Here is a 15,784-nt window from a genome sequence, read left to right as displayed (position 1 = left end):
TGTGAGTCACATGATACCTTTGTTACACATATAATTTAACTAATTAAAAACTATTATGAAGAACAAGAAAAATCCGGAAACTTTTGGAAGTAGGTGGCGGTATGTTTGGGTACTGTTTGCTTTGGTTTTCAGTGTGAATGTTGCTGCACAGAAAACGGTTGTGAAAGGTAATATCCTCGATAAGGATAATCTGCCTATTATTGGAGCGAATGTTTTGGAAAAGGGGACGTCGAACGGAACGATTAGTGACGTGGACGGTAATTTTACGCTTTCAGTCACGAGTCCCGACGCAGTTTTGCTTATTACATACATAGGTTATAAAAACGTAGAAAAACCCGCCTCCGCCAACATGAAAATTGTGATGACGGAAGATAGTGAGATGCTTGAAGATGTAGTTGTCATCGGTTACGGAAGCGTGAAGAAATCGGACGCGACGGGTTCGGTGACTGCCATCAAACCGGATGATTTTAATAAAGGACTGCGCACAACGGCCCAGGACGCTTTGGTAGGTAAAGTGCCGGGAGTGAATGTGGTGTCCAGTTCGGGTGCTCCGGGTACGGGTGCCACCATCCGCATCAGAAGCGGCGCTTCCCTGTCCGCCTCCAACGACCCGCTGATTGTGATTGACGGTGTGCCTGTGGATAACTCTACTATCGAAGGCGGCGGCAATGTTATCGGTGGTATCAACCCGGATGACATAGAGACGTTTACAGTGCTGAAAGACGCTTCGGCTACTGCCATTTACGGTTCACGTGCTTCGAATGGTGTGATTGTCATCACTACGAAGAAAGGAGCCGATACCAATCTGCGCTTTAATTATTCAACCAATCTGTCGGTGAGTACGGTTACGGAAACGCTGGACATTCTCTCTGCCGATGAATTCCGCCAGTTTGTGCCTACCGTATCCGGAGTGCCGTCTTCCGTGACTCTGGGCACTGCATCCACAGACTGGCAGGACGAGATTTATCGGACTGCTTTCGGACAGGAACACAACTTCTCCGTTTCGGGCAAGGTGAAACAGAATGCTCCTTATCGTGTTTCTGTGGGATATACCAACCAGAACGGTGTCGTACGCACCAACAACTATGAGAGATTTACATTCAACGGCGGCGTCTCTCCCAAATTCTTTGATAAGCACCTCACGGTAGACCTGAACCTGAAAGTGTCTTATGAGAATAATAAGAAAGTCGATGAAAGCGTAGTGAACAACGCGCTCCGTTATGACCCCACGCGTCCCGTCAAGACCGGAAGTGCCACATCGGCTACCGACCCCGGACTGGGCTATTTCATCTGGATGAACGGCAATTCTCCTATGGCTATCCAGACGGATAACCCTGTGGCGCAACTTGACTTGCAGGATATCCGTAATAAGGTGACGCGTTCTATCGGCAATGCATCTTTCAATTATAAGGTGCATCACCTTGAAGACTTGCAACTGAACATGAATCTGGGATATGATGTGCTGACAAGCAAATATTCGAAGGAAGTGCCCGAAATGGCCGGTATGATGTACACTTCTAACATGAAGGACGGTACGGGACTTGTGTACGACTCCAAGCAGAACAAGCGGAATTATCTGTTGGACTTATATGCCAACTATTCGCACGTGTTCAATGAGAAACACAACTTCAGTGCGATGGGCGGATATGGCTGGCAGCATTTCTGGAAGAAGTTCGACGCTACTACCTTCTCTCCGGAAGGAAAAGAACTCTTTTCTCCCAATCATTATGAGTCGGAGTATTATCTGCTTTCGTTCTACGGCCGTCTGAATTACTCGTATGACAACCGTTATATGATAACCGCCACGCTTCGTTCGGATGCTTCCTCCCGTTTTGCAAAGGGCAACCGTTGGGGATTGTTCCCCTCCGTGGCATTGGGGTGGAAAATCAGCCAGGAGGCTTTTCTGAGGGATTCGGACGTGCTGTCTGACTTGAAATTGCGCCTAAGCTACGGACAGACCGGACAACAGGATATCCTGAACGATTATCCCTACATGACTACCTTTACGGTATCTTATCCTGAGTCCTGCTATCAGTTTGGCGATAAGTGGTACAATACCTATCGTCCGAATGGTTACGACTCTGACATCAAGTGGGAGACCACCGAAACTTATAACATCGGACTGGATTATGGTTTCCTCAGTAACCGCATCTATGGTTCTGTGGACTATTACCAGCGCCATACCAAAGATTTGCTGAATACCATCCCTGTTATTTCGGGAACCAATTACTCTTCTGTAATCACCACGAACATCGGCGAGATGGATAATAAAGGACTTGAATTCTCCATCAACGCAGTGCCGGTGCATACAAAGGACTGGAAGTGGACGGTAGGTATGAACTACACCTGGAACGACTCGAAAATCACGAAGCTGAATGTGGTGGACTCGGAAGCTAACTTTGTGCAGACCGGAGCCATCTCAGGCACGGGCAAGACGGTGCAGGTGTTCATGGTGGGCGAACGTCCCTACACTTTCTATCTGGCAAAACAAGCATACGATGATAACGGCAAACCGATAGAAGGCCAATATGTGCAGCCCGACGGCTCTGTATCGGCAACGGAAACCAAGTATGCCACCAACAAGAGCGCACTTCCCGAATCCTATCTGGGATTCAGTACCCAGCTGAGTTATAAGAACTGGGATTTTGCCATCAGTGGACACGGCGCTTTCGGTAATTACGTCTACAACTACATCGCTGCCGACCAATACGTGCAGTCTGTTTATAGCGACCAGGGCAACTTCTCGAATATCCTGCGCAGAACCAAAGATACAGGTTTCCAGAACCAGCAGCTCTATTCGGACTATTTCCTGGAGAAAGGAAACTTCTTCCGGATTGATAACATCTCGCTGGGTTACACTTTCAAGAAACTTTGGGATAACTCAAGCTCGTTGCGACTGACCTTCGGCGTTCAGAACGTGGCTACGTTTACCGGTTATTCCGGCATCGACCCGGAAATCTACAGTGGCATCGATAAGGAAATATATCCCCGTCCACGCGTATTCTCATTAAGTGCTAATTTAAGTTTCTAACAGATTAAAAAAACTACGCTATATGAAAAAGATAATTCTCTATTCATTCAATCTATTTCTCTTGGTCACGTGTCTGACTTCGTGTCTGGGTGACCTCGATACCATGCCATTGGACAATAATCAGTTGGTAAGCGACCAGGTATATAAGACTAAGGACGGCTATACGGGCGTGTTGGCAAAGTGCTATTCATCTCTGATCCTGACCGGACAAAAGGGCGGTGACGGCGGTGACGGTGACCTGGAAGGCGCCAATGAAGGATATTCCGGCTATGTGCGTCTGTTGTTCTACTTGCAGGAGATGAGTACGGACAACTTCCTGATGCCTTCTTCTTCTAACGGCCTGCGCAAGTGCCTGAATCTGCAATGGGATGCCTCTAATGCCTCGGTTGTCACCTGGACTTACCAGCGGCTTTATATGAGCATAGCTTACTGCAACGAACTGTTGCGCGAATGTACGGAAGGAAAATTGCAGAGTAGAGGTCTTTGGGAAGAGATGAAGGACGAGTATGTCAGCTACCGGGCCGAAGCGCGGTTCATACGTGCCTATTGCTACTCCATGCTTTGCGACTTATTCGGTTCCGTGCCCTACGTGGACGAATATACGGGTGTGAAGGAAATCCCCGTCCAGTACACCCGTAAAGAGATTTTTGAGTATGCGGAAAGCGAACTTCTGGCCATCGAGAACGAACTGAAAGCACCCGGAGGAAATGAGTATGGCCGGATTGACCGCGTGGCCGGTTGGTTCCTGCTCGCCCGTATGTATCTGAATGCGGAATCCTGGATTAACGAGAATAAATATCAGGATGCCTACACCTATGCGAAGAAAGTCATTACAGACGGGCATTATCCGCTGGCCTCCGATTATCGTGAAATCTTCCTGGCCGACAACAAGACTTGCCGGGAAATCATCTGGGGTTTGGTGCAGGACGGGCAACGTGCCCAAAGTTCAGCTGGAACGAACTTCTACGTGAAAGCTTTCGTGAACGGTCCGATGGATGAGCTGTACAAGACCGGTATAGGTTCGAGAGGCTGGGGCAATGTCCGTGCCAAGATGACGCTGGTGGATGCTTTTGATGCGGATGATGTGGCTTTCGATGTGAATGACACCTGGGGCAACGGAAAGAAAGATAAGCGTGCCCAGTTCATGACCGCCCTTCCCAACCAGGTGAAAGAAACCTGGGATTCGGAACTGAACATGACCAGTACCTTTACGTGTGGCTATGGCTATATCAAATGGAGAAATGTGACGAAAGACGACCAGTTGTGCGCTTCGGGAGACGCTTATACTTCTATTGATTTCCCGTTGTTCCGTACGGCAGACGCCTACCTGATGGCAGCCGAAGCCATCTTGCGCGGTGCAAATGGCACGGATGCTGAGGCACTGGGCTATGTCAATGAAATCAGGGCAAGGGCATATATGTCCGGCAAGTATGCGAAGGCCGGTGTCCGTTCCGATGTTTCGGGAGAAATCGGACTCAATGAACTCTCCTTAGACTTTATCCTGAGCGAGCGCCAGAAAGAACTGGCATCCGAACTGACAAGGCGTACCGACTTAATCCGTTTCGGTAAATACACGAAGGGAAATAACTGGGACTGGAAGAACGGTGCCCGTCTGGGAGAAGACGTGGATGACAAATATAAACTGTTCCCGATTCCGGAAAGCGAACTGACGAATAATCCGGCATTGAAACAAAATGACGGCTATAAACAAATAAATTAAGAATAGAATGAGACTGAAACTGAAGCAAGTACTGCTATGTACTATGATGTGGATGTGCTGCATCCCCCTGGGGGCGCAGACGTCCAAAGAAGAGATGTTCTCCACCATTGAGAAGACGGGTGGAGTCTATTGGGCCTATCCGCTTGATTTTGCTCCGCAGACCCGGGCTCCCAAAGGCTATAAGCCGTTTTATGTAAGTCATTACGGCCGGCACGGTTCCCGCTATCTGATTGCAGACCGCGACTATAAATGGTTGATCGACCTTTTCGAGGAGGCACATCGCGAAGGCGCCCTTTCTGATTTGGGAGAAGATGCTTACCAGCGTTTGCTGAAGGTATGGGAAGAAGCCGAAGGGCATGGCGGCGATTTGACTCCGTTGGGTGTCAGGCAGCACCGGGGCATTGCAGAGCGGATGTATGCTGCATTTCCCGAAGCATTTAAGGGCAATGCCTCTATTTCCGCCCGTTCTACGGTGGTGTTGCGTTGCGCGATGAGTATGGTGGCTTTTGGTGACCGTCTGAAAGAGTTGAACCCCGACTTGCGCATATCTTATGAAGCCAGCCAGAAGTATATGGACTATCTGAACTATCATACGGACGAATCCAATCGCTTTACTTCTTCACACGATGGTCCGTGGGCTGAGGAATACAGGAAGTTTGAGGATGCCCATACGAATCCCGACAGGCTGGTTGCTTCGCTGTTCAAGGACAAACGTTTCATTCTGAAGAAGGTGAACCCTAAGGAAGTGATGTGGGGTATGTATTGGATAGCCAGTGATATGCAGAATGCGGAGACGCAGGTATCTTTTTACGACCTGTTTGAACCGCAGGAACTGTTCGACTTGTGGCAGTGCATCAACTACCGTTTCTATGTGGGCAATGCCAACCATGCCGATGGAAAGGGAATTGTGGTAGCCAATGCGAAGTCGCTGTTGCAGAATATCCTGGACAGTGCCGATGAGGCTATCCGGAAAGGCGGTATAGCGGCCACTCTCCGTTTCGGTCATGACGGCAATGTGATACCTTTGGTTGCATTGATGCATATTGAGAACTGCAACGTTGCCGTTGACGATCCTTACGAGGTGTATAAAGTGTGGAGTGACTTTAAAGTCGTTCCGATGGCCGCTAATGTTCAGATTGCGTTCTTCCGGAATGAAAAGGGAAGTCCGGACGATATCCTGGTGAAGATCATGCACAATGAGCACGAAGTGCATATTCCGGTGCAGACGGATATGTTCCCGTTCTATAAGTGGAGCGACGTGGAGAGCTACTACCGGAACCTGCTGAAATAAAGAATCGTTTTTAAGTTAACAATATAGAGATTACAAACTGGGAAGTGCGGCGATGGGATATCGGCGCACTTCTTTTGCTAATATAATGTTAATGCTTTCTTATTTATATGCTATTTCCTGAGAAAACCTTTATCTTTGCACCCGAAAAATGAATGTGGAAAGATTTGAGTAGCTTGCAACCACAGAAAAAAATGCTAAAACAACATCCTTTTCTGACGGCTCCGTGCTGATGCTTCTACTCACATTTATCTCTACTGCCTTCATTTTCTAATTTTTAATTTCTAATTTTTAATTTGAAATGGGATATTTATTCACATCCGAATCGGTGTCAGAAGGGCACCCCGACAAAGTGGCCGATCAAATATCGGACGCTGTGCTTGACAAACTGTTGGCTTACGACCCCAGTTCGAAAGTAGCTTGCGAAACTCTGGTTACTACCGGACAGGTAGTGCTGGCTGGAGAAGTGAAAACCAAAGCGTACGTTGACCTGCAACTCATTGCGCGCGAAGTAATTCAGAAAATCGGCTATACGAAAGGCGAGTACATGTTCGAAAGTAACTCGTGCGGCGTATTGTCCGCTATCCATGAGCAAAGCCCCGACATTAACCGTGGTGTAGAACGCCAAGACCCTATGGAACAGGGTGCGGGCGACCAGGGAATGATGTTCGGCTATGCTACTAACGAGACCGAAAATTACATGCCTCTTTCTCTCGACCTGTCACACCGCATCCTGCAAGTGCTGGCCGACATCCGTCGCGAAGGTAAGGAAATGACTTATCTCCGTCCCGACTCCAAGAGCCAGGTAACCATTGAATACGATGATAACGGCACGCCTGTGCGCATCGATACGATTGTAGTTTCTACCCAGCATGATGACTTCATCCAGCCGGCTGACGACAGCGAAGCCGCCCAGTTGAAAGCGGATGAAGAGATGCTTGCCACCATCCGCCGGGATGTAATCAACATCTTGATGCCGCGTGTGATAGCTTCCATCCATGCAGAGAAAGTACTTGCATTGTTCAACGACCGCATCACGTACCACGTCAATCCTACCGGAAAGTTCGTTATCGGCGGTCCTCATGGAGATACGGGCTTGACGGGACGTAAGATTATCGTAGATACTTACGGAGGCAAGGGTGCTCATGGTGGTGGCGCTTTCTCCGGCAAAGACCCTTCTAAGGTAGACCGTAGTGCTGCTTATGCCGCCCGTCACATAGCCAAGAACCTGGTAGCTGCCGGTGTGGCCGATGAAATGTTGGTGCAGGTGTCTTATGCTATCGGCGTTGCACGCCCCATCAATATTTACGTCAACACTTACGGACGTGGCCACGTCAACATGAGCGACGGTGAGATTGCGAAGAAGATTGACGAACTCTTCGACCTTCGTCCGAAGGCTATCGAGGACCGCTTGAAACTTCGTAACCCGATCTATCAGGAAACTGCCGCTTACGGCCATCTGGGACGTGAACCGCAGACGGTTACCAAGCACTTCAAATCCCGCTATGAAGGTGACAAGGATGTAGAGGTAGAACTCTTCACCTGGGAGAAACTGGATTATGTGGATAAGGTGAAAGCCGCTTTCGGTTTATAATCTTCAATTAGTAATCAGCGTAGCTTTACAAGCTATTTACATAGAAGTCGCCCTGCTCTGTTCTGTTTCTACAGAAAGAGAGGGCGACTTTTTATTTGGGATGTCTCGCATGAGGAAAACAAGGATTATGTCTTTCAATATTAAATAATCAGTTACTACCTTTTCATGAAACTTCCTTTGCTATATTTTGTGATATATTCGAATCAAGAGTTGAAATTCGTTTATTTCTGATAAGAAATGAAGGCAAAGGAGTTATCGCTTCGCTCAGGAGTTAAAGGGAGTCATGGAAGGTAAAAATAGGCAATATTGAAAACACTCTACCGAGTAAGAGAAAAGCGCCCCCCTTAATCCGTGAAAAACTTTTTTAGCTGATTTACAATAGATTTAAATCAAATCATTTCTACTTTTTAAATTAAATAACTAAATTTACAACCACGAAAATGCTTATGAATGATGAGCAATAAATAAAACAATCATGAAATATAATTCAAATTCATTACTACTTTTAATCCTGTTATCCGTATCTACAATGATTAAGGCACAAACACCGATAAGACCTTATAGCCAATGGGAAGCAACTCAGTTTATTGCGGTAAACGGACATCAGCCTGAAGACTATGTAATGCCAGACAATAATTGGGAAATACTATACAATCTACGAACTCCACGTACCCTAATTGAGCTCCGTGAAATGGGTATTAAATGTTCTGACAGCCAATTATTGCTATTGGAGGTAGGTGGGCTTATCAGTAAAACAAAGGGAAAATGGAAAACCACCATACCTATTCTCGACAAAGAACAAACCCACTCTTTAAGAAGTTTAAGCAAAGAGATAGCTGAATCCATGTATGCAAAAACAAAAGCAGACTTTATATCACTGACACAAACGATCAGTAAAATGGGATTTAAGAACAATACGCTTTCACTCGTTTTTTCATATCTTCTGGATGGAAGAATGTGGACTAAACTGGTCTTGTTTGAAGATGTTGACAATCATACCAGTTGGAGTGGCTGCTACTGGGTGTTATACGAGCCAAGAAATGACCTTGCATGCGGTACAAATGGTTTTGGGGAGCAGAATTTGATATTGACATACGTCAACAGCGACATTGCTCCCAGTAGCAACATTATGGACCATTGTGCTGATGAAATTGCCAAGTTCGGAAAAATAGCGGATACCCAACTCATCTCCCAGTTAAAACCCTACGGACTGGTAGATAATAATGGAAATGTATTATTCCCTATTATAAAGAAACAGCAAGACAGCTTCCATCAAATAAATGAAAAACTGGCAAACTCCATCTCTACGGAATTAAAGAATAATCGCAAATATTTAACAGATCAATACGGCATTGACAATGAAAAAGTGGCAATGGTGATGTTATACCATGAAGTCATGTGGACTCTGGTAGACAATCTGATTCAAGATAAAATAATTTCCATTCCGGCTATTTTTAAAGATGAAAAAGCGAATAAAAAACGATTAAATGAAGTCCTTTTCTTTATAGAAGGAGGATTGATGCAATAATTCAATAAGTACTGATTCAAGAAAAACGTTTCTACAGATATCGGTAAGCACCGGGCGGAAAACACGTGGAAGGAACTATGTGTCAGGGCATATGCTCAATAATCTGAGCATATGCCTTTTGACTCAAACGGAAAAATAATGAATATTAGTTTATCTATGGGGTGCACAGATGCAGTGCATCTTTGGCTAACAGGAATAAAGATATGATTTATTTGCTATGCTTCTTCCTTGATATGCAGTTATTTGCAGGTAATAAGGGGTGTGAAGTATAAAAATCAAAATGGTAGCAAATAATCCGCTATTCGCTTAATATGATTATAATCGTCGCAGTTTCGTAACGTGCCTTATTGTGAAAAAGTATATTATAGAGTAACTTGTGAATAAACAGAGACTGAATATGCGCTATTGTTGCATATTCTTGCGTGTTTACAAGCGTTTTATGCAGAAAAGGGTTACTACTTCCGGGCAAAAGGGTTACTACTTATAGGTGCTATGGTTACTACTTATAGGTAAAAGAGTTACTACTTACCGATGACGATCCTATTTGCGTCTTGATTATCTCTTATGAAAAGGTTTCTGAAGGAATATTTTGCTCTGGAATAAATGTAATGATTTCGATATCACGTTAGTAATCCGCTGTTTACTTATTTTTATTCGCATATTTTTGTTCTCGTGTGCACTTGGGCGGAAACAACGCGCTCTCGGCTTACAAAATATGCAAATTGTCAAAAGGATAAATCTATGATACCTGTACTTTAATTGCATCTTTTCTGAGTGAACTTCTCGGGATTTGTTGTTATCTTTGTGGAAACAGAACGGGAAAACCAAAATAATCATGAGAAAACTATTACCTGCTTTATTATCCTTTATATTGTTTACCTTATTGTTGGGTTCATGCGGAAAGAATTCTTATGCGGACAGCTATGTCCTGATGTTGGCTGATTCGTTGATGCAGCCGTGTCCTGACAGTGCACTGCAACTGTTGGAAGAAATCTCTGCACCGCAGGAAATGGGGAAAGCAAACCGGGCATGGTATGCACTGCTGTTGACGCAGGCAAGATATAAGAATTATGTGCCGTTGGAGGATGACTCTTTGATACGGACTGCTGTTGATTATTACGAGAATGGCAGGGATAAGGAGAGGTTGGCGAAATCTTATTTTTATTGGGGGTGTGTATATCGGGAGCAGGGGGATATGCCAATTGCAATAGACTTCTATTTAAAGTCGTTGAGGATTATGCCGGAGGGAAGTGATTCGGAATTTGTGGCCATGACATATAATCATTTAGGAGATTGCTATAATCAGCGGAACATGGAAGAAACAGCGAGAGGTATGTATAGAAATGCTTATGCTATAAATTGGGAGGCTCATGATACCCTGCGGGCATTTCATAATCTGCGGGGAATTGGATCAACTTTTTTTCTTGAACTTCAATTGGATAGTGCGGCATATTATTATAAACAGGCGTTGTCGATGGCGTTTTCGCTGGACTATCCGGTGCTGTTGGGCATTATATATAAGGATTTGTCCGGAGTTTATAATAAACGGGGAGAATATGAACAAGCTCATACGTGTATTGCAAAAGCTATAACCAGTCTGTCGAATATGGAAGATATAACTTCTGCATATTCTGTGAAAGGCGATATATTGTATAATATGAATGAGAAGGATTCAGCTCTTTATTATTGGTATTTAAGTAAATCATCTCCTGATATATATACTAAAACTTCAAATTATTATAATATATATCGTGTAAATAAGGAACTCTCTGATTGGGAAAATGCAGTTTTATATGCAGATTCCTTTATTGTTTGTTATGATTCTATTCAGGCAATGAATGACCGTGCAGAAATTGACGAGTTGATGGATAATCATCAGTTAGAATTTTATAAGTACAAATTGTCTGTTAAGCAGGAACAGACGACTAATCTCTTGATTATATTGTTTTTATTCTTTGTTTTAGCGTTGGTTTTTCTATTTATGTGGAGAGATAGACATCTTAAGAACAAATATATCGCTTTGCAGAAGCAACTGATGGATAATCGTGCCGAAACACTGTTATTGGATGAAAAAGATATTCATGAAGAAGATAAAAACAATAAACTACATGAATTGAAAGAAGCGAAGTTTGAAATTTGTATTTCCTTGTTTAAGTCTACAGAAGGATATAGGAGATTAAATGAATTGCAGAAAGCGAAGCCCAAAGAATGTATCAGCATTATAAAAAATCATAGAATATTGATTATAACTGATATCAGGAGAACATTTGTGGATGTGATGGAAGATTTAAGCAGTTCTTGTTCTTCCTTAACCACCGATGATTTGTTGTATTGCGCTTTGATCATACTTCATTGTCCGAAGGAGATCATTATGGATGTGATGAATGTCACTTCCGACGCAATAAAAACCCGCAAGAACAGGATTAAGAATAAAATGGGGGAAGAATTGTTTGATAAAGTATTTTTGATTGATAATCTGTGATTTACACTGGAGTTGTTACTTGTAAGGATTTGCCTGTTACCATTGTTACCACATAGTATTTTGTTTTTATATGAAAGTTGCGGTTATTTGAAGCGTCAATAAAATCTTAATATCGCATGAAAACAACATTTTTACTTTTAAGAATCCGAACGTTCAAACGGATAGCTATTCTGTTCCTGTTATGCGGGATTTTCTCCATGTGGTTCAGTCTGGATGTTACGATTATCATAATTCTGTAGATAGAGAGAATATAGGAAATTTAAAATTAAAAGCGAAGTGGTATGATTATGTATCATGGAGGATTCCTATTGTTGGTACTGTTGGTGTTGGAATTTATAATGGTAGTAAGCGTTAAAAAACTTAGAAAACACTATTTAATTACTTGATTTATGAAAATAATTAAAATTGCAGCCTTGTGTTTATTGTCATGTATGTTATCGGCATGTCCGAAACAGAGTGAAGAATACATAACACTTGTAAATAACTCAAAACAGGATATTGTTTTTCAGGAGTATAGAAAAAGAAATATAACAAGTGTTGATACGTTATTTTTATGTCGAGTTGGAGCAGTAGAAATTCCAAAAGGCTCCTCATCTCTTGTCCATAGTGTGGACGACACAGGTTGGAAAGCCGATTTCAATATTATACTTTGTTTACAATTCTTGATTATGGATAGTGAAACCTATTCCCAATATATGTATGAACCTTGTGATACAATTCGTAAATATGTCCCTATTCTCCATCATTACCGGGTTTCATTGGCAGATATGGAACAAGCAAATTGGACAATAGTATATCCTCCTGAGGAAAAGGAATCTTTTTGATAATGAACTTTTAACTAACACATATAATATGAAGAAACAAATCATGCTATTAGCAATCGTGCTCGGGGGAGTATTCTCCCTGCAAGCCCAAGAGAAACAAGACAGTCCGTCACAATCTAAACAAGAAGTAAGCCCGCAAATACGTAAAAAAGGTACAGATTGGAGTAAGCAGCCTATTGGTTATTTTTATGGAGGCATAGGTGTGGGGTACATTTTGTCTACAGAAGATGTTGAAGGTCTGCCCGATTCAGCTATGACTACAGGTCTTGAATGGAGGCTGGGGATGTCCCGCTATTACAATCGTTGGGGTTGGGGAGTACTGGTACAGCAATTTCGTATTAAACAATCGTTTCCCCTTACTGATGGTTATCAGACGGCGACGTTGGAAGATGTCGGCCGGTTGTTATATATTGCCCCTCAGTTCACTGGCCGATGGGTGCTGGGCGAGAAGTTAACCATCTACGGTGCAGTTGGCTGGGGATGGTTGCGTTATAAGGAAACTGCTAAAATAGGCGGCTCGGGTGATATAACTGCTACAGCTAATACTTTAGGCGGAAATTTCACGGTAGGGCTTGAATACCGTTTGAATTCAGTAATCGGTTTAAGCGTGGATGCCGGGCTGATAGGGGGTGAATTAGGAAAGATGAAAGTTGACGATGATGAGTTGCAGGCTTTCTTTGATGAAGCATATACCGGGAAGATGGATGCCAGCCGCTTGTATGCAACGGCAGGAGTACATATTTATATCTGGAAGAAAAAATAGTAATCCGGGCAATTGACGCTTGAGGTTGCGAAAACACTGCCTTTTATATGTCAGATTCACCTATTGTGTCAGCATATAAACATTCCGGGAGGTAATATAAACTTTTTCTAATTTTACTTCCCGTTATTTATTGATTATTAGAATATTACAAAATGACCTGCACTTTATAAACCTGTCGGTATAAATCAATCAAACCCCATTTTAGACCTAATTTTGTCTCATCAAATCATTCAAAAATTAGGTTTATGAAACACATGATTATTTTATGTATTGCATCGCTTGTATCCTTCATGGCAGTTGCTCAAAACAAGATAACAGGCAGGGTTGTAGAAGAAGAAACAAAGTCCGGACTGGAATTCGTTACAGTGCAGTTATTGACCTCCGATTCTTTATTTGTGAAAGGAACGGTTACGGATGCCAAGGGAAATTTCTCTTTTGATAATGTAGTGAACGGAAACTGTAGGATCACCGTCTCCTACGTAGGTTATGAAACTGTGTGCATCGATATTTGGAATCTGGAAAAGAATCTGCCTGTCGGAGATATCGCCTTGCTGAACTCCGGCGTGATGCTGGAAGGCGTTACGGTACGCGCTAATCCTGTCCTGAAGAAAACCGACCGTCAGATTATTCTCCCTACGCAAGCACAGGTGAAAGCATCTACCAACGGGTTGTCCCTCTTGCGGACCCTGCAATTATCCCGTATCCTGATTAATCCGGTGGATAACTCCGTGAAACTCTCCGGCGGAGAGAGTGTGCAGTTCAGAATAAACGGAGTAGAGGTGACCCAGGCGGAAGTGATTGCTTTGAACCCTGCGGATATTACGAAGATAGAATATCACGATAACCCGGGTTTACGCTACGGCAATGTAGGGGCGGTGCTGGATTACATCGTCAAAAGAAAAGACTCCGGTGGCACCATTGCGGCCGATTTATCGAATGCCCTTTCAGCTAACGGTTATGGCGAAAACAACCTGTCCGCCAAGTATAACTACCGGAAATCCGAATTTAGCGCCTATGCCTATTGGGGACGGAGAGACCTAAAGTGGACGCGGGAGAACTATGAGACTTTCCGCTTCCCTGATAATACCTTGGAGCGCAGGGAGATTGGCAAACCTACTCCGGTGAAGTATGATGATCTGAATTTTTCTCTGGCTTACAACTTGCAGGATGATGACAGGCAGATGCTGAACGTCACCTTGAGGAATAACTATAACGATACCCCCAATTCTTTTTCCGACCGCGAAAGCAGCCTGTATCAGGGAGAAGATATTCTTTCCATCTCCGACCGCCTTTCGTCGAAGCTGCGGGTTCCTTCACTGGACGTCTACTATCAGCGCAAGATGAAGAATCAGCAAAGCCTGACCTTCAATGTGGTAGGCACTTACCTGAATAGCGAGAATACACGCACCTATCAGGAGAGTCTCCCGGAAGAAACTCCGTCAGCAGTCTATTCTTCCATCGATGGTAAGAAGTATTCCCTCATCACTGAAGGCATTTACGATAAGAAATTTAAGAACGGAAAATTCTCCGGAGGTATCAAGCACACGCAGGCTTATCTCAGCAACGAGTATTCGGGAGCTGTGGAAGAGCAGGTGGAAGTGAATATTGCCGAAACGTATGCCTTTGCAGAATACCAGCGCAATATCAAAAAGTTTGATTATACGCTGGGCATAGGTGCCATGAGAACCTACAATTCGCAGGAAGGAAAGCATAATGAAACTTACATCTTCAAGCCTTCCGTGCGTCTGTCATATACTCCGAAGGAGAACCTGTTTTTCAGATATAATGGTTATATCTCCGGTTATTCCCCTTCCCTGTCCGACCTCAATGATATCTCCCAACCCATAGACTTGCTGCAAGTGCGTCGGGGAAATCCCGGATTGAAGTCCGTCCGCTTCTACTCCAATACTTTCAGTGCGAGCTGGATGCACAAGAAAGTGGCTGTTGACTTCTTTGTCCGTTACAGTTATGATCATAAACCTGTGATGGAGAGCACCTGTTTCGAGAACGGAAAGTTCGTCCGCACCATGGAGAACCATAAAGGTTTTCACCGGATCAACCTGGAAACATCTGTCCAGATACTTCCCTGGAAAGAGTATATTGCCATCAGGGTAACTCCTTTCCTGAACCGTTATATCAGCCGGGGAAATACTTATACGCATACTCACACTAACTTTGGAGTCCGTGGCAGCCTGATGGCAGCTTATAAGAACTGGACATTCATGGCGGAAATGAATACCAGTAACCACACACTGTGGGGCGAAACAATCACAAAAGAGGAAAAACTGCACTCCATGATGCTGGGCTATAATAAGGATAAGTGGAGCGTTTCGGCAGGGGTGCTCAATCCGTTTACCAAGCGGTATGAACAGGAAATAGAGAATATTTCTCAGTTGGCCGGCAGCCGGCAGGTAGCTTTCTCTACAAACCTGAGTCCGGTATTCATGGTGAATGTCTCGTTCCGGCTCGACTTTGGAAGAACGTATAAGTCACAGAATAAGGTACTCAACAACAGCGATACCAACGCAGGCATCCTGTCGGGGAAGAAATGAGT

Annotated in this window: 9 protein-coding genes; all 9 read left to right on the top strand. The window is 43.9% G+C overall.

The features are described 5' to 3' along the window. The first annotated feature begins 55 nt into the window (after window positions 1–55). The 9 genes from BUC01_RS21150 to BUC01_RS21110 all read left to right on the top strand — a co-directional run bounded on the left by BUC01_RS21150 (window position 56) and on the right by BUC01_RS21110 (window position 15,782). Window positions 56–3,031, top strand: coding sequence for a SusC/RagA family TonB-linked outer membrane protein (locus tag BUC01_RS21150; RefSeq protein WP_073314784.1), 2,976 nt, complete (start codon window positions 56–58; stop codon window positions 3,029–3,031). Window positions 3,032–3,053: 22 nt separating this feature from the next. After that, window positions 3,054–4,751 carry a RagB/SusD family nutrient uptake outer membrane protein gene (locus tag BUC01_RS21145; RefSeq protein WP_025833312.1) on the top strand — a complete coding sequence of 566 codons (1,698 nt, stop codon included), beginning with the start codon at window positions 3,054–3,056 and terminating at the stop codon, window positions 4,749–4,751. A 7-nt stretch (window positions 4,752–4,758) separates the two neighbouring features. Continuing rightward, a complete protein-coding gene (locus BUC01_RS21140; protein WP_034524508.1) occupies window positions 4,759–6,042 on the top strand; it encodes a histidine-type phosphatase in 1,284 nt (427 codons plus the stop codon). 298 nt (window positions 6,043–6,340) lie between these two features. Next, the gene (gene metK / locus BUC01_RS21135; RefSeq protein WP_025833315.1) at window positions 6,341–7,633 is read left to right on the top strand and encodes a methionine adenosyltransferase; all 1,293 of its coding nucleotides are present in this window, start codon (window positions 6,341–6,343) and stop codon (window positions 7,631–7,633) included. Between the two features lie 475 nt (window positions 7,634–8,108). Next, window positions 8,109–9,161, top strand: coding sequence for a hypothetical protein (locus tag BUC01_RS21130; protein WP_073314782.1), 1,053 nt, complete (start codon window positions 8,109–8,111; stop codon window positions 9,159–9,161). A gap of 835 nt (window positions 9,162–9,996) precedes the next feature. Then, complete coding sequence (locus BUC01_RS21125; RefSeq protein WP_025833316.1) at window positions 9,997–11,643, top strand: tetratricopeptide repeat protein; 1,647 nt, start codon at window positions 9,997–9,999, stop codon at window positions 11,641–11,643. Window positions 11,644–12,032: 389 nt separating this feature from the next. Beyond that, complete coding sequence (locus BUC01_RS21120) at window positions 12,033–12,467, top strand: hypothetical protein (RefSeq protein ID WP_073314780.1); 435 nt, start codon at window positions 12,033–12,035, stop codon at window positions 12,465–12,467. Window positions 12,468–12,495: 28 nt separating this feature from the next. Further along, entirely contained in the window at window positions 12,496–13,230 is a 735-nt protein-coding gene (locus BUC01_RS21115) for a porin family protein (protein WP_025833320.1), read from the top strand. 245 nt (window positions 13,231–13,475) lie between these two features. After that, on the top strand, window positions 13,476–15,782 hold the full coding sequence (locus BUC01_RS21110) for a TonB-dependent receptor (RefSeq protein ID WP_073314778.1): 2,307 nt from the start codon (window positions 13,476–13,478) through the stop codon (window positions 15,780–15,782). The last annotated feature ends 2 nt before the right edge of the window (window positions 15,783–15,784 follow it).

The organism is Bacteroides stercorirosoris (genome assembly GCF_900142015.1).
Lineage (GTDB): Bacteria > Bacteroidota > Bacteroidia > Bacteroidales > Bacteroidaceae > Bacteroides > Bacteroides stercorirosoris.
Note: the sequence above shows the minus strand (reverse complement) of the source record. Positions and strands in the feature narration are given on the sequence as shown.

Bases quoted from the DNA above. Each gene is read 5' to 3' on its own strand.
- BUC01_RS21130 (WP_073314782.1), top strand. From the start codon at position 8,109: ATGAAATATAATTCAAATTCATTACTACTTTTAATCCTGTTATCCGTA.
- BUC01_RS21120 (WP_073314780.1), top strand. From the start codon at position 12,033: ATGAAAATAATTAAAATTGCAGCCTTGTGTTTATTGTCATGTATGTTA.
- metK (WP_025833315.1), top strand. From the start codon at position 6,341: ATGGGATATTTATTCACATCCGAATCGGTGTCAGAAGGGCACCCCGAC.
- BUC01_RS21110 (WP_073314778.1), top strand. From the start codon at position 13,476: ATGAAACACATGATTATTTTATGTATTGCATCGCTTGTATCCTTCATG.
- BUC01_RS21125 (WP_025833316.1), top strand. From the start codon at position 9,997: ATGAGAAAACTATTACCTGCTTTATTATCCTTTATATTGTTTACCTTA.
- BUC01_RS21140 (WP_034524508.1), top strand. From the start codon at position 4,759: ATGAGACTGAAACTGAAGCAAGTACTGCTATGTACTATGATGTGGATG.
- BUC01_RS21115 (WP_025833320.1), top strand. From the start codon at position 12,496: ATGAAGAAACAAATCATGCTATTAGCAATCGTGCTCGGGGGAGTATTC.
- BUC01_RS21145 (WP_025833312.1), top strand. From the start codon at position 3,054: ATGAAAAAGATAATTCTCTATTCATTCAATCTATTTCTCTTGGTCACG.
- BUC01_RS21150 (WP_073314784.1), top strand. From the start codon at position 56: ATGAAGAACAAGAAAAATCCGGAAACTTTTGGAAGTAGGTGGCGGTAT.